The organism is Burkholderia cepacia complex sp. TUM26381 (assembly GCF_057439935.1).
This window is the reverse complement of record NZ_CM172007.1, coordinates 1,065,947-1,081,105: the sequence shown is the minus strand read 5'-3', so window position 1 is coordinate 1,081,105 and position 15,159 is coordinate 1,065,947. Positions and strand designations below refer to the sequence as shown.

16 protein-coding genes are annotated in these 15,159 nt (G+C 68.5%); 8 read left to right on the top strand and 8 right to left on the bottom strand.

The features are described 5' to 3' along the window. Positions 1-7: 7 nt before the first annotated feature. Positions 8-205 (bottom strand): oxidoreductase-like domain-containing protein, encoded by a 198-nt coding sequence (locus ACWMMN_RS21655; RefSeq protein ID WP_081052008.1) that lies wholly within the window; start codon positions 203-205, stop codon positions 8-10. 160 nt (positions 206-365) lie between these two features. Here ACWMMN_RS21655 and ACWMMN_RS21650 point away from each other — a divergent pair, with 160 nt between their 5' ends. Beyond that, entirely contained in the window at positions 366-788 is a 423-nt protein-coding gene (locus ACWMMN_RS21650; protein ID WP_486423935.1) for a RidA family protein, read from the top strand. A gap of 76 nt (positions 789-864) precedes the next feature. Here the strand turns inward: ACWMMN_RS21650 and creD are convergent, their stop codons facing one another. From creD to ACWMMN_RS21625, 5 genes are all read right to left on the bottom strand, one after another. Further along, positions 865-2,253 (bottom strand): cell envelope integrity protein CreD, encoded by a 1,389-nt coding sequence (creD, locus tag ACWMMN_RS21645; RefSeq protein WP_486423934.1) that lies wholly within the window; start codon positions 2,251-2,253, stop codon positions 865-867. Positions 2,254-2,356: 103 nt separating this feature from the next. Continuing rightward, positions 2,357-3,808 (bottom strand): two-component system sensor histidine kinase CreC, encoded by a 1,452-nt coding sequence (gene creC / locus ACWMMN_RS21640; RefSeq protein ID WP_059239842.1) that lies wholly within the window; start codon positions 3,806-3,808, stop codon positions 2,357-2,359. A 15-nt stretch (positions 3,809-3,823) separates the two neighbouring features. Further along, positions 3,824-4,594, bottom strand: a complete 771-nt coding sequence (locus ACWMMN_RS21635; protein WP_486423933.1) for a two-component system response regulator CreB — start codon at positions 4,592-4,594, stop codon at positions 3,824-3,826. Between the two features lie 75 nt (positions 4,595-4,669). Beyond that, on the bottom strand, positions 4,670-5,383 hold the full coding sequence (locus ACWMMN_RS21630; protein WP_342705231.1) for an SDR family NAD(P)-dependent oxidoreductase: 714 nt from the start codon (positions 5,381-5,383) through the stop codon (positions 4,670-4,672). Positions 5,384-5,440: 57 nt separating this feature from the next. Next, positions 5,441-6,349 carry a sterol desaturase family protein gene (locus ACWMMN_RS21625; RefSeq protein ID WP_059240951.1) on the bottom strand — a complete coding sequence of 303 codons (909 nt, stop codon included), beginning with the start codon at positions 6,347-6,349 and terminating at the stop codon, positions 5,441-5,443. A 765-nt stretch (positions 6,350-7,114) separates the two neighbouring features. Between ACWMMN_RS21625 and ACWMMN_RS21620 the strand changes: the two genes are divergently transcribed. The 7 genes from ACWMMN_RS21620 (at position 7,115) to ACWMMN_RS21590 (ending at position 13,377) form a co-directional block, all read left to right on the top strand. Further along, on the top strand, positions 7,115-8,209 hold the full coding sequence (locus ACWMMN_RS21620) for a hypothetical protein (RefSeq protein ID WP_256086136.1): 1,095 nt from the start codon (positions 7,115-7,117) through the stop codon (positions 8,207-8,209). Between the two features lie 108 nt (positions 8,210-8,317). Next, entirely contained in the window at positions 8,318-8,623 is a 306-nt protein-coding gene (locus tag ACWMMN_RS21615) for an EF-hand domain-containing protein (protein WP_174991357.1), read from the top strand. Positions 8,624-8,669: 46 nt separating this feature from the next. Continuing rightward, positions 8,670-9,383, top strand: a complete 714-nt coding sequence (locus ACWMMN_RS21610) for a response regulator (RefSeq protein WP_059239830.1) — start codon at positions 8,670-8,672, stop codon at positions 9,381-9,383. Continuing rightward, positions 9,383-10,729: an ATP-binding protein gene (locus ACWMMN_RS21605; protein WP_486424086.1), complete on the top strand. Its 1,347-nt coding sequence runs from the start codon at positions 9,383-9,385 to the stop codon at positions 10,727-10,729. The genes ACWMMN_RS21610 and ACWMMN_RS21605 overlap by 1 nt, the downstream gene beginning before the upstream one ends. Before the next feature lie 248 nt (positions 10,730-10,977). Then, a complete protein-coding gene (locus ACWMMN_RS21600; protein ID WP_486423932.1) occupies positions 10,978-11,745 on the top strand; it encodes a DUF4410 domain-containing protein in 768 nt (255 codons plus the stop codon). A gap of 159 nt (positions 11,746-11,904) precedes the next feature. After that, a complete protein-coding gene (locus tag ACWMMN_RS21595; protein WP_486423931.1) occupies positions 11,905-12,597 on the top strand; it encodes a dihydrodipicolinate reductase in 693 nt (230 codons plus the stop codon). Positions 12,598-12,894: 297 nt separating this feature from the next. Continuing rightward, positions 12,895-13,377 carry a cupin domain-containing protein gene (locus ACWMMN_RS21590; protein ID WP_174991361.1) on the top strand — a complete coding sequence of 161 codons (483 nt, stop codon included), beginning with the start codon at positions 12,895-12,897 and terminating at the stop codon, positions 13,375-13,377. 102 nt (positions 13,378-13,479) lie between these two features. Here the strand turns inward: ACWMMN_RS21590 and ACWMMN_RS21585 are convergent, their stop codons facing one another. Both ACWMMN_RS21585 and ACWMMN_RS21580 read right to left on the bottom strand, forming a co-directional pair. Beyond that, the gene (locus tag ACWMMN_RS21585) at positions 13,480-14,289 is read right to left on the bottom strand and encodes an SDR family oxidoreductase (RefSeq protein WP_486423930.1); all 810 of its coding nucleotides are present in this window, start codon (positions 14,287-14,289) and stop codon (positions 13,480-13,482) included. Beyond that, positions 14,286-15,119, bottom strand: coding sequence for a molybdenum cofactor biosynthesis F family protein (locus ACWMMN_RS21580; protein ID WP_059240946.1), 834 nt, complete (start codon positions 15,117-15,119; stop codon positions 14,286-14,288). The genes ACWMMN_RS21585 and ACWMMN_RS21580 overlap by 4 nt, the downstream gene beginning before the upstream one ends. Between the last annotated feature and the right edge of the window lie 40 nt (positions 15,120-15,159).

Below are 15,159 nucleotides of genomic sequence, written 5' to 3'. Positions count from 1 at the left end.
ACCCGGTTCAATGGGGCTGCTTGCGCTCTGCTTGCCGCGCCTCCCATTCGGCCAGCTCGACGCGATAGCGCGCGAGTGCTTCGTCGTAGAGGTCGAAAACGCACGGCGAACAGCCGCTGTTGCAGCAGTCTTCCAGTTCGGGTTGTTCAGGTGGGGTCGGACGGGGATCGTCGACGGACGGATCCCCGGAAACTTGGTTCGGCACGGCGTGGTCCGGTGATGTGGAATGGTCAGTATAGGGCGATCCGGGCCATCGCCGCTTTCAGCAGGCCGGCCGGGTCGACGATGAACCCTCCATAATGTCGCGATGGCGAACGCAGCGCTCCGTTGCGGCCGCCCCGTTCCCGCCCCACCGGAGCTGCGCGATGGCCGAAGCCGTGAATCCACCGGAAGTCTGGGCGCCGTTCGGCGCGTTCTCGATGGCCGTGATCCAGGGCGACGGAAGGATCGTGCATCTGAAGGGGCAAGTCGCGCTCGACCGCGACGGGCAGGTTGTCGGCCAGCGCGACATGCGCACCCAGGTACGCCAGACGCTCGACAATATCCGCGACGTACTGGCCGCGATGGGCGGGCAGATGCAGGACGTGATCTCGCTCGCCCACTACGCCACCGACATCGACGCTTTCATGCAGGCCGGCGACATCCGCAAGGCTTACTTCGCCGAACCCTATCCGGTGACGACGACCGTCCAGGTCGAGCGTCTCTACCATCCCGACCTGCTGATCGAGATCACGGCCGTCGCCGAAATTCCGCTCGCGCGCTTTCGCCGGCCGGCAGCGCACACATGAAACCTGGCCGCCCCGCGCAAAAACGCGCGCCGGCCGAAGCATTCCCGGCCGGCGCGCTTGCTCGCCACCCGCGCAGTTACTTCGCCGGCGCCCCCGGTTTCGCCGCCCCCGGCTTGTCAGACAGCGGCTGCCACGCGGCGCCGAGCGAATACCAGTCGACGCGGCGCGTCAGCGTCATGATGCCGGCGAGGATCGCGAACAGCAGCAGCGAACCGAGCATCAGCGCATTGTCCTCGGACAGCAACAGCCCGTAGAGCGCCGCATACAGCATCGCGAGCAGCACCGTGAACGTCGCGCCGCGCTTCACGCTGTGCAGCACGAACGACAGGTAGAAGCCGAGCAGCCCGATGCATGCGCCGCTCGCCGCGAGATACGCATAGCCGAACGCGATGTGCTCGGACAGGCTCAGCAGCAACAGGAAGAACAGCGCGAGCGACAGGCCGACCAGCGTGTACTGGATCGGGTGAATGCGCAGCCGCTTCACGAGTTCGTACATGAAGAAGCTCGCGAACGTGAGCATCACGAACAGCGCACCGTATTTCGTCGCGCGTTCGGCCTGCAGATAGACGTTCACGGGTTCGATCACCGACACCGACGCCATCTCGATCGCCCCTTCACCGTTGCCGACCGCGACCTGCTCGCGCGCCTTCGTGTTGAACGACGTCACGTGCCAGTTGCTGACGAAGCCGCGCGCATCGATCGTGCGCTCGGCCGGCAGGAACTCGCCGCCGAAGCTCGGATGCGGCCACGTCGATTTCAGCGAAAAGTCGTTCTGGTCGCCCACCGGCGCGAACGCAACCGATTCCGCCCCCGCCAGCGGCAGGCCGACGCTGAACGGCACGACCGCCGCCCCTGCGTTTGCGTCCATCAATGCCGCGAGATCGACATTCGCATGCACGCCCTGGCGCAGGCTGTCCAGCCGCGTGCCCTGCTCCACGTCGAGCGGCTTGCCGCCGATGCGCAGGTCGGGTTGCGCCTTCAGCCCGCGAAGATCGCCGATGCCGAGCGTGACGTACGCGCTGTCGATCTTGAAGCTCACGTGACCGTCGGCCTGCGGCAGCTTCTTCAGGTCGGGCAGCGGCAGCGTGCCCGTCATCCGGCTGTCGAGCCCGTACACCAGCGCCTTGTGGATGCCGCGATAGCGCACGCTGACCGACAACGTGCCGTCGACGTTCAGTGTCTTCGGAAACACGAGCAGGCGCTTCGTCTCGCTTCGCAGGCTCGTCTTCGTCTTGCCGCCGGCCGGCGAGTCGTCGCGCACGCGCGTGACTTCCGTGTAATGCACGACGAGCACCGGCCCGGTCACCGTCTGCGGCCCCGCGTAGCTCGCCCAGATGCTCTGCAGCGCACTCTGCCGATAGTCGGCGCGTTCCCGCACGATGCTCTGGACCATCTGCAGCGGGATCAGGATCGCCAGCGCGAGAAACGCGGTGATCACGGACTTGAACAACAGGACTCGATTCATTGCTGACACGTACCGGAGTGGAAGATACGGTCAGCATGAGCGGGCCCGGTGAAGGGCGATTGAGGCCGGTGTGAAGCGAATGTGTGGCGAACGTGAAGCGCGCTCAGCCGGCCGACGGCAGCGTGAGCGTCGCGCACGCGCCGCCTTCGGCGCGGTTGGCCAGCGCGACCTGGCCGAGGTGCAGCATCGCGACTTCGCGGACGAAACACAGCCCGAGGCCCGTGCTGCGATCCTGCCCGTCCGGGCGCGGCAGCGAATAGAAGCGCTCGAACACGCGCGCCAGCGCGTAGTCGGGCACGCCGGGGCCGTCGTCGTCGACGCGCACGATCGCGACGTGCGCCCTGCCCGCCGGCTGCCGTTCGAGCGCGATCCGGATCGTGCTGCCCCGCGGCGCGAAATCCAGCGCATTGTCGAGCAGGTTGCCGAGCGCCTGGCGCAGCAAGAACGGATCGCCTTCGACGACCGCCGGTTCCGCCGCATCGTTCGCGTCGATCCGCAGGTTCACGCCACGCTGCCGCGCGCGCGGCTCGATATCGTCGATCAGCTGTTCGAGCACCCGCCGCAGCGCGACCGGCTCGTGCACCGACAGGCGCTGCTTCTGCTCGACTTCGGCGAGCGCGAGCAGCTTGCGGATCATCTGTTCGAGGCGGCCGGCCTGGCGGCGGATGTTCTCGGTGAAGCGCCGGCGGTTCGCAACCGGCATGTCTTCCTGCAGCAGCTCGGCCGCGCCGCTGATCGCAGCCAGCGGGCTCTTCATCTCATGCGTGAGCGTGTGGATATAGGTTTCGACGTACTGCCGGTCCTCCAGCCGCTGATGCATGCTTTCCACCGCGCGCCCGAGCTCCGCCAGCTCGTTCGCGCCCTGCAGCGGCATCGTCGCGCGCTCGCCGGCCGCGATCGCGCGCGCATAGCGCTGCAGGCGCCGCAGCCCGAGCACCAGCCACCACGTGCACGCCACGCCGATCAGGATCGCGCCGCCCATCAGCAACGCACCGTACAGCATGATCTTGCGCTGGCTGCGTGCGATGAACGGCGCGACCGTCTGGTTCGGCTTCGCGATCGTCAGCACGCCGATGATCTCGTTGCCGCGCCGGATCGGCGCCGCGACGTGCATCACGGTGCTGCTGTCGTCGTTCGGATCGCTGCGCGTGCTGCGCGCGCCGTATTCGCCGCGCAGCGTGCGGTACACGTCGTTCCAGCGCGAATAGTCCTGCCCGAGCGCGCTGCCGGACGAGTCGTAGCGCACGATGCCGTGCGCGTCGGTGATGTAGAGGCGATAGCCGATCGCGTTCTTCTGGATGCCCCACACGTTCGCGCTGACCGGGCGCTCGTGCAGTGTCCCGAGCTGCCGCGCGAACGCGCCGTCGGCGATATGCCCGTTCGCCATGTCGTCGGCGGCCAGCGTCGCCAGCACCTGCGCGGTGTCGACGAGCGTGTCCTCCATCGCTTCGCGCACGCCGGGCTTCACCTCCTGCACGAACACGCGCAGCGTGATCAGCGCGGCCAGGCCGACGATCAGGAAAAATCCGAAGAAGATGCGCAGGCCGATATGCATGGGCGGTGCCGGTCGTTACGGTTGCAGCGAATAACCCATCCCGCGATGCGTGCGGATCGGGTCGCGCTCGGAATCGATCGCGCGCAGCTTGGCGCGCAGCGTCTTGATGTGCGTGTCGACCGTGCGGTCGGCCGAATCGAGCGCCTCGTGCCAGACGAGGTCCATCAACTGCTCGCGCGAATAGATGCGCCCCGGATGCTGCACCAGCAGCGCCAGCAGGCCGAATTCGTAGCGCGTGAGGTCCAGCGCGTGGCCGAGCCACGATACGCGCGCGCCGTCGGTGTCGAGCGTGAAACCCGGCGCGGCGGCCGGCGTCGCTGCGGGTGCGGGTGCGGGTGCGGGTGCGGGTGCGGGTGCGGGTGCGGGTGCGGGTGCGGGTGCGGGCGCGGGCGCGGGTGCCGGTTCCGGCGCCACCGTCCGGTAGAAGCGGCGCAGGATCACGCGCACCCGCGCCGCCAGCTCGCGCGGCGAAAACGGCTTGACCACGTAATCGTCGGCGCCGATCTCGAGCCCGACGATCCGGTCGATCTCGTCGTGCCGCGCGGTCAGGAAGATCACCGGAATATCGGTGAAGGTGCGTAGCCGCCGGCACACTTCGAAACCGCTGAGGTCCGGCAGGCCGACGTCGAGCACGATCAGATCGAAGCGCGTATCGCGCAGGCGGTCGAGCGCCGCCTGCCCGAGCGTGCAGTGGACGGTCTGCATGCCGTCGGTGCCGAGGGCATAGACGATCGTGTCCGCGATCGCCTGTTCATCTTCGACGATCAGGATAGTGGGCTGATTCATGGTCTCGGGTTCGGGTCGCGCAATCCGCGTGCGACATTGTACGCACGGCCGCCGCGCGAACCCCTTCCCGGCGCGCTACGCCACGCGGCCGCTCACCGGAATCGATGCACCGGTGATCGCCTGCGCATCGGCCGACAGCAGGAACCCGATCGTCGCGGCGATCTGCTCGGGCCTCACCCAGCGCGTGAAATCCGCGTCGGGCATGTCCGCGCGGTTCGGCGGCGTATCGATGATGCTCGGCAGGACCGCGTTCACGGTCACGCCGCGATCGAGCAGTTCGGCTGCCAGCGCCTCGGTGAGTCGCGCGACGCCGGCCTTCGCGGCCGCATAGGCACCCATGCCCGCGCCCGCCTTGAACGCCGCGCCCGCGCCGATGTTGACGACGCGGCCGGCCGGGCTCGCCAGCAAATACGGCAGCGCGGCCTTCGACGCGTTCAGCGCCGTCTTCACGTTCAGATCGTACATGCGGTCCCACGTGGCGGCATCGCCGTCGGCAATCGTCTGCCACACGAATGCGCCGGCGATGTTCAGCAGTGCGTCGACCCGGCCGAATTCGCGGTTGACCGATTCGAGCGCCCGCGCCGCAGCGTGCGGATCGACGAGATCGATGCCGCCGATGCGCAATGCTTCGGCCGGTACGCCGGGCAGCGCCTGGGCATCGGGGGCCGCGCCGCGGCCGATCAGCGCGACGCGTGCGCCGCGCTCGCCGAGCCACGCGGCCGTTGCGACGCCCAGATGGCCGAATCCGCCGGTGATCGCGACTGCCTTGCCTTTCAGGTCGTGTTCCATCGATGAGTTCTCCTGGATCGAGAGTGGTTTGACGAAGTTCCGACAGCGTAGCGCCGTTCACGCATCCGTGCGCACGGCGACGAGGCTGCGGCGGCGCAGTTCCTCCGTCGTTTCGCCCAGGTTGCCCGGCCGCCAGCCCGGCGGCAGCATCACGAAACGGATCGCGGTCCATACGTCGCGGGCCGTCGCGACGTCGCGGGCGAGGCTCGCCCAGTGCTCGAGTTCGACGACGAACGGATTGCGCGAGCGCGTCGGCGTGACGAGGCCGTAGCGGCACGGTTCGTCGGCACGCTCGGCGACATAGGTGCCGAACAGCCGGTCGAACACGATCAGCACGCCGCCGTAGTTCGCATCGAGGTAGTCGAGATTCGACGCATGGTGCACGCGATGCGCGGACGGTGTATTGAACACGTATTCGAGCCAGCCGAGCTTCGGCATCCACGTGTTGTGCAGCCAGAACTGGTACATCAGGTTGAACGACAGGATCGCGAGCACGGCTTCAGGACGCACGCCGAGCCACACGAGCGGCGTGAAGAACATCGCGGCGCCGGCGATCTTGCCGGTCCAGCCGAGGCGAAATGCGGACGACAGCGTCAACTGATTCGGCGAATGATGCACCGCATGCGTCGACCAGAAGAAACGCACACGATGCGACGCGCGGTGATACCAGTAGTAGCAGAACTCCTGGCCGACGAACACGAGCAGCCCGAGCGCGACGCTGTGGACCGGGATCGTGAAGAGCCGGTGCGCCCACGCGAAATCGAACAGGGGTGTGGCGAGCGACAGCGGCACCAGCGCGAGCAGCTTGCGGCCCGCGAGATCGGCCAGCGACAGCCAGACCTCGTTCCAGTCGAACGGTTCGGGCTGACGGCTGCGGCGCCAGGTGAGCACGGCCGCCTCGACGAGCGAGACGGCGACGATGAGAAGTGTGACGTAGTACGCGAGCTTGCCGGTGGTGGTGAGCATGATGGGTCTTTCCTTCGGTTGAGTCGGACGCGTCATGGGCAGCACGTGCTGCCGTCGCGTCGAATGGAACGCACTGTAGTGGGCGCGGAACGGAAAGACCACGCGGGAAATATGTCGCCGTATGTCGCGCAGCAATGCGCTCGCTCGATGAGCCGTGACCGCGCGTGCGTGGGGATTGGCGGTCGGGTCGCGGGTTGCCCGGCGCGTGCATGGGCGACGGAAACTGTGTCGCCGTATGTCGTGGTGAAGCCGGTCGGTGGTGTGCGGGACAGGTATCGACGAAACGACGAAACGGCACGGCTGAGCGACCCGGGGATATTGCCGTTGACGATCGGGCGTTCGTCCATTCGCCCTTCACCGGACAGCATGCCGCGTCGGCTACAGCCCTGTCGCAGCGGGTTCCGGCCCCGGGCATCGCGTGCTGTCCATAGCAATAGGTGTGTCGCGAAGCGTGTCACGACGCAGCGCCTGCCTGAATCGGTCGGCAAATGTGTCGCCGCATGTCACCGCGACACCTGCTCGGGCCACGCACGACATACGCCGACCGGGATTGCTTCACGCCCTCTTCTCGTCGCGCTCAGCCTTTCCCGGCAACGCATGCCCGCGACCGGCGCGGCCGGCGCCCGCATTCGTCGTACCGAAATACGGCACGTCACGTGTAACACCGCGACATCTTTCATGACGCGACGAACACGCGTCGCCGTCCTAAAGTTCGTCCCGTCGCCACGCCACTGCGTGCACCGCAACGAACCGCAAGGACACCCGATGAAAACCCGCTTCCTCGTCACCGCCGCCGCACTCGCCACGCTCGCCAGCGCACCGGCCTTCGCCGGCTGGTCCGGCCACGGCACCGCCTACACGCCGCACGGCACCTTCAGCGGCGCGCACGCCGGCTCGTGCGGCGGCGGCAGCTGCTCGCATGCGGGCGGCGTGATCGGCCCCGGCGGCGGCATCGCAACCAATACCGGCACCGTCACGCGCACCGCGCCGGGCCAGTTCTCGAACAGCGGCACGGCCGTCGGCCCGAACGGGCGCTCGGTCGAGCACAGCGGCGACACGAGCTGCGCGGGCGGCACCTGCTCGCATACCGGTTCGCTGACGGGCTCGGACGGCCGCAGCGCGTCGACGTCGGGCAGCGTGACGCGCAACGGCCCGGGCCAATACTCGTCGAGCGGCACGATCACCGGCTCGGGCGGCAACACGGCCAGCCACACCGCATCGACGAATTGCGCGGGCTCGACCTGCTCGCGCTCGGGCACCGTGACCGGCACGGATGGCGGCAGCGTCACGCATTCCGGCAGCGCGACGCGCGTGGCGCCGGGCGTCGTGACGACGTCGGGCGGCTCGACGGTCGTACACGGCGGCACGGTCTCGACCGGCGGCTCGACGGTGATTCACGGCAGCACGGCGGCAGGCGGCGCGGTGGTCGTGGCCGGCGGGACGGTGCCGGTTCCCGTGCCTGTACCCGTGCCGGTGGTGCCGGTCGTGCCGCCCCCGCCGGCCGCCGTGGTCGTGACGGCTCCAGCGGCCAACGCCACGGTCGCCGTTGCCGCACCCGCACCTGCGCCGGCCGCTGTCGTCGTCGCGGCACCGCCGCCCGCGCCGGCTGCCGTCGTCGTCACGCCCCCGCCGCCGAAAGTCGTGCATGTTGCGCCGCCGAAGGCCGTCGTGGTCGCCCCTGCACCGCGCATCGTCTACGTTGCCCCGCCGCCGCCGAAGGTCCTGTATCTCGCGCCGCCGCTGCCGCGCGCCGTGTACGTCGCCCCGCGCGCGGTGTATGTCGCGCATCCGCCGCGCGCCGTCGTGTGGGTGCCCGCCCACTGGGCCGGCCGCGTCTGGGTGCCCGCGCACTGGGCGTGATCCGGCGTCGCCCCGCCACGCTTCATCGATTCGTTTCGCTTTTCATCCGTTCCAGTTTCATCAACCACCCGGCCGGCGCAGACCGTCGGCCACGCAAGGAGAAACCCCATGAAGTCCATCAAGAAGATGATTGCCGCCGTCGTTTTGTGTATCGTCTCAGCAGCAGCGTCGGCACAGCAGATGCCGCCGGGCGCGGCGGCCGGCGGCGCACGCGCCGAGCATGCGCTGATGCAGTTGCAGACCCGCTTCGCCAACGCGAACACGACGCACGACGGCAAGCTCACCCGCGAGCAGGCCGCTGCGGGCATGCCGATGGTGGCGCAGCATTTCGACGAGATCGACGTGCAGCACAACGGCTACGTCACGCTCGCGCAGCTCGCCGGGTTCATGCGCCAGCGCATGGCGGCCCGCTGATCGCGGACACGAGTCCGGCCGCACCGCACGCACCGGGAGGCAGTCGATGGAACAGTCCTGCAGGATCGTCGTGCTCGACGATGAAGCCGAATTGCGCAACATGCTGCAGCGCTTCCTGACCGGCCACGGCTTTCAGGTTCGCGCGGTCGCCGACGGCAAGCGCCTCGATCGCCTGCTGCAGCGCGAACCGTACGACCTGCTGGTGCTCGATCTGATGATGGAGCCCGAGGACGGCCTGAGCGTGTGCCGGCGCCTGCGCGCCGAAGGCCAGACGCTGCCGATCCTGATGCTCACCGCGAAAGGCGACGCTGCGGACAAGGTCGTCGGCCTCGAGACGGGCGCCGACGACTATCTGGCGAAACCGTTTCTCCCCGACGAACTCGTGGCCCGCATCCGTGCGCTGTTGCGGCGGCAGAAGATGGCGGCCGGCGAGCCGACCGTCACGTCGCAGCAGTTGCGCTTCGGCGCATTCACGTTCGACGTCGGCCAGCAGACGCTGATGCGAGACGGCGTGCCCGTCGAGATCCATTCGGCGCAGATGCTGCTGTTGCACGCGCTCGGCTCGTCGCCGAACCGCGCGGTGAGCCGCGAGAACCTGCTCGCCCGCGCACGCGGCCGCGACCACGCCGCACTCGACCGCAGCGTCGACGTGCAGATCCTGCGGCTGCGCCAGATCGTCGAGGACGATCCCGGCAAGCCGCGCTTCATCAAGACGGTCTGGGGCATCGGCTACATGCTGGTGGCCGGCGTCGAAGCGTGATGCGCATCCCGCTGCCGCGCTCGCTGCTCGCGCGCAACATCGCGCTGCTGGTGGCGCTCGTCGCCCTGTCGCTCGCCTGTTCGCTCGGTGTGTTGCTGCACTACGTGCAGCGTCCGCGCATCGAGCGGGCATCGATCATCTTTTCCGACTACGTGCAATTGCTCGACCATACGCTGGCCGGCATGCCGCCCGACGCCGGCCGCATGGTGGCCGCGCAGTTCGGCGGCCAGGCCTCGCCGCCGCCCGCCACGCCGCCGCATGCGCCGAACCTGGCGGCCTTCTTCCGCACCTGGCAGCGCGACGTGTTCATGCAGGCGCTCGAACGCCATTTGCCGCCCGACCTGCCGGCGCGCTGGCAATCGGGTGACGACGAACGCCTGTGGATCCGGTTGCATGCGGCCGGCTCGCCGGTCTGGGTACCGCTGCCGATGGCCGCCGACGCGCAGGCGAGCGGCATTACGACCGCCCTCGTGCTGTCGGTCGGGCTGGCGCTGCTGGCGGCGTTGACCGGCTACCTGATCCAGCTCCACCTGAACCGGCCGCTCGACGCGCTGGCGCGGGCGGCGCAGCGCGTCAGCGCAGGCGAGCGCCCGCCGCCGCTGCCGACCGACGGCCCGACCGAAATCGCCGACGTGAGCCGCGCATTCAACCGGATGGCCGATGCGCTGCAGCAGGCCGAAGCGACCCGCTCGCTGATGCTGGCCGGCGTGTCGCACGACATCCGCACGCCGCTGACCAAGCTGCGCCTGGCGATCGCGATGGCGCTGCCGCGCGGCACGCACGACGCACTCACTGCATCGGCCGAGCATTATCTCGACCAGATCGATACGATCCTCCAGCAATTCATGGACTACGCGGGCAGCGGCGAGCGAGAAACACCGCAGCCCGGCGACCTGAATGCGTTGATCGGCCAGCTTGTCGCGGATTTCGCGGGGCTCGGTCACGAATTCGAATTCGACGAAGGCGACGTACCCGCGTTCGCGTTCCGCCCGATCAGCGTGATGCGGCTGCTGATGAACCTGATGCAGAACGCGGTCGTGTACGGTCGTACCGGGCTGGGCGTGCGGACCTGGACCGAGCACGGCGTCGCGTATGCGGTCGTCGGCGATCGCGGCAACGGCATCCGCGCGGCGGAACTCGAGCGGCTCAAGGCGCCGTTCAGCCGCGGTGCAAACGCGCGCAGCCATGCGGGCGGCACGGGGCTCGGGCTTGCGATCGTCGAACGGATCGCCCGCCTGCACGGCGGTTCGCTGACGTTTCGCGACCGCGATGGCGGCGGCCTGGAGGCCGTCGTTGCGCTGCCGCTCGAGCCGTCCGTGACGGCGCGAAGATCGCTTTCGGCCTGACTGTCCGTCTGCCGGCCTGCCTGCCCGGCGACCTGACCGCCTGGCTTGTCCACACGCTCCGGCGCGTGACATACGCCGACATCATTCCTGCGTGGCGCATCACCCTCGACCTCCGCATACTTGCGCCTGCGTGTTGCGCAACGGCATGAAACCTCTCCCTCGCCAGCGATCACGCCCCGCTTCCGATCGTTCGCGCTCCTGAATGCTGCGACCGTATCGACAACTTCATCCAGGCCCCGGAGATCGACATGTTCAGTTCCCTTCACACCCTTTCCGCACATGCCAAACGTCTGACCAGTGTCGCGCTGATCGCCAGCGCGCTCGCGATGACCGGCTGTGCGTCGACCGCGACCACGGCCATGACCGCCGCGCCGGCGGCTCGCACGCAGTCGCAGGTTCACGCGGACGTCGTCTATGTGTCCCCGTTCGACGTGGACACGACCGATGTCAAGACCGACGGCGGGATGATCGCCAAGCTCGCGGCCCTCGCTAAGGGATCAACCGCCGACGCGCAGCGCCAGCAGAGTGCGCTGAAGACCCGCGATCAGCTCGCCGACGCGCTCGTGCGCGAACTCCGGTCGCAAGGCATCCCCGCGCTGCGCGGCCCGGTGCCGGACGGCCGCGACGCGCTGGTGATCGAAGGCCGGTTCGAGACGATCGACGCCGGCAACCGTCGCCGCCGCACGCTGATCGGGCTCGGCGCCGGCAAGAGCGAAGTGGGTGCGGCGGTCACCGTGGTGTTCCGGCCGGCGTACGGCGCGCCGCAGCCGCTCGGCACGTTCTCGGCCAGTGCCAATAGCGGCCACATGCCCGGCATGGTCGAAACCGCCGGGGTTGGCGCGGCAGCCGGCCGCCTCGCGACGTCGGCAGCAGTCGGCGCCGGCATGCATGGCGTGTCGGAAGCGAAGCACGACACGGTGGCGTCCGACACCGACCGCCTCGCGCGCTCGATCGCCAAGCAACTCGCCGCGCAGAACGCAGCAAATTCGTGGCTGCCTGCGGTGTCGGCGAGCTGACGCACCGTATCGCCGCCTGCGCGGCCCGGCGGGCGCGCAGGCTGGCGGCCGGGCATAATGCGCGAGGCCGCTACGTCGGCACGCGCCGCGACCGTGCCGCGCAACCCGACGGCCGGCGCCATGCTCGTTACGAATCCCGAACCTCAACCCGTCAATTCCATGCAAGTACTCGTCGTAGGAACCGGCAAGCTGGCCAACGAACTGCTCGACGCGCACCGGCTCGACCCGGCAACCTGTCGCGTGATGCCGTGGTCGGACAGCGCGCAAAACGACGTGCAGCGTAGCGCTGCCCGAACGATCGTCGTGCATGCCGGTTCCGGCCGCGAACTCCCTGCCGCGATCGCGTTCTGCGCAGCCACCGCATCGCCGCTCGTCGAGCTGTCGACCGGCTCCGAGCTCGAAACCGTCACGCACGCTTTCCCGGTCGTACTGTGTCCGAACACGAACATCCTGATGCTCAAATTCATGAGCATGCTGGAAACCAGCGGCCACCTGTTTCATGACTGCCGGATCACCCTGACGGAATCGCACCAGGCCGGCAAGACGTCCGTCCCGGGCACGGCCGTCGGGATCGGCCAGTCGCTCGGCGTGCGGCCGGAAGACATTCGCTCCGTGCGCGACCCGGACGTGCAACGCAGCGAATTCGCGGTTGCCGACGATCAGCTCGGCCGCCACGCGATTCACCGGATACGCATCGACGACGGCGCATGCAGCCTGCAGTTCGAATCGCGCGTGGTGGGCGCGACACCTTACGCGGACGGCGTGTCGCGCATCGTCGACGCCGTCCGGCAACACGACCTCGAGCACCGCCGCTATTCGATCGTCGAATTCATCCGCAACGGCTGGCTGTAATCGAGGCGATACGCCACGACAGGCGGCAGCAGGCAGCAGGCACAGGTGCATCGCGTCCGTCATTTACGCAGTGCAACAAGGTGCGCCTCGGATTGAAATGTCATTGATCGCTTCGCCGGCGACTTCCGGGCCGCGCATCCCGCCGCCCGGAAGCCGCCACGAGCGACCGTCGTTTCGTATTGGCCGGCAAGCTAGCGCCTTATCGGCCGACGCCCATTCGCAGCGATGGGGCGCACATCACTGCCGACGTCGGCGCCAGAACCGCCCCCTCGATATCACCCAACAGGAGAGCAATCGATGATCCGCCCCGATTTCATCAAGCACTGGACCGAGCTCGAAGAGCCGGAAGCGCATTGCTATCGCGGCGATACCGAGCCGATGGCGCTGGACGCACCGCTTTCCGCCGAGCTCGGCATCACGCGTATCGGCATTCATCACGTGAGGCTTCTACCGGGTCGACGGACGTCCTATCCGCATGCCGAAAGCACCGAGCAGGAGTTCGTGTACGTGCTCGAAGGCAATCCCGATGTGTGGATCGACGGCGTCCTTTACCCCGTTGCCGAAGGTGATTCCGTCGCGTTTCCGGCGGGCACCGGAATCTGTCACACCTTCATCAACAACACGAGGGACGAAGTCAGGTTGATGGTGATCGGGGAACGCCCGCGCGACGACAACCGCATCCGCTACCCGATGAACGAGGCGTATGAGCTGACCCGCGCGGACCGCTGGGTGGACTGGCCCGCCAGGCCGCTCGGGGACCATGACGGGATGCCGGACTGACGCGCGCGCAGATCCCGCGCCGGAGCGCACCGAGCCTGCGGCGCGAGCTCGCGGCGGGCGGCCGGAACCGCCCGGTTCCAACGGTCGGTACCCGGTCAACCGTCACGCGCCGCCAAGCACCGCCCCGCTCTCGGGCAACGTCGCACCACCATCGACGACGATCGTCTGCCCGGTGATGTACGCGGCATCGGCTGACGCGAGAAACAGCATCGCGTTCGCGATGTCCTCCGGCTCGCCCATCCGCGCGAGCGGAATATCGCGCGCGATCTGCGCGGCGACCGACGCATCGCCGAGATTGCCGGCCGCTGGCGTGCGGATCATCCCCGGCTCGACGCCGTTGACGGTCACGTTGCGGCGCGCAAGCTCCAGCGCCGCCGCGCGAATGAAGCCGTTCACGCCGGCCTTCGACGCCGCGTAATGCGCGAGCCCCGGATAGACGACGCGCGGCCCCGTCACCGACGACGTGACGAGCAGCCGCCCGGCACCCGCGCGCCCGAATGCCGGCAATGCAGCCTGCGCGAGCCAGAACAGCGCCGACAGATTGACCGACAGCGTCCGGTCGAGCGTCGGTTCGTCGATCTTCGCGAACGGTGTCAGCGGGAAATACGCGGCGTTGTGAATGACGACATCGAGCCGGCCGCCATCGCGCTCGACTGCCGCAACGAGCGCACCCAGCTCGTCGCGGCTGGCGGCGTCGACCCGATACGCGCGCGCATGGCCGCCCGCGCCGGCCAGCGCGTCGGCCTGCGCGGCCGCCGCATCGCCGTTCAGGTCGGCGACCGCGACGAACGCGCCGGATTCCGCGAAGCGGCGCGCAATTGCCGCACCGATCCCCTGGGCGGCACCGGTGACGAGCACGACACGCCCGCTGAAATCCGCACGCAGGCGGCCACTGCCCAGCACGGCATTCATCGCTGCGCCTCACTGCCGAGCGGATGCACGGTTTCGTTCAGCACCTGGGCATAAGCGCCGATCTGGAAATTCGACAACGTGCCAAAATCGCCACCCTGGTAGCCGAAGATCTTGCCGTCGGTCTTGCGCTGCGCGAGATCGATCAGCACGACGCCGAGCGTCGGTACGATCTTTTCGCGCCATACGAACAGATAAAGCTCGTCTGCAATCCTGAAGTAATGGCAGCGGTCGACATCCGCCAGCCCGGCTTCGACTCCCTGCAGGCATTGCCACGCGTAGAAGTTCTCGTTCAGGTAGATGTGCTCGTAGCATTCGGTCGGGCTGTAGCGGTACATCGTCCGCTTGCCGATCAGCTCGCGCGTGGGCGCATGCAGCGGCCCCGGCTGCGCGTGACCACCGAGCGTGCCGTGGCGGAATTCCGCATCGACGGCGGTCAGCGGCAACCCGCGTGCGACGCGCGTGAATGCATCGATGCGCGTATCGGCTTCCGTCGGCAGCGTACCGACAACCGACGTCCACACGCCGTTGTCGAGATCGACCACGAGGCTAGCCGACGTCGCCCGGACGGTGGAATCGATGTAGTCGACGAAGTACAGTCCGTCACGCAGCCGTGTCACGCGGCACGGCGCGCGGCCGCCCGTGTCGGTCGCCGCGTCGCGCCACTGCAGCGCGCCCGGCTCGAACGTGTAGACACGCCATGCGCCTGACGCGTCGCCGAGCGCGAGCGTGCGCCCGGCGAGCGCATCGACGGCTGCGAGGATGTTCGCTTCCGGCGCGAAACCGTCCGCGAGCGCGCCAACCTGAATGAATACCGGATCCTGTCGTTCCACCTGCCGTCTCCCGCGCAGCTTCAGGCCCGGCGGGCCATGT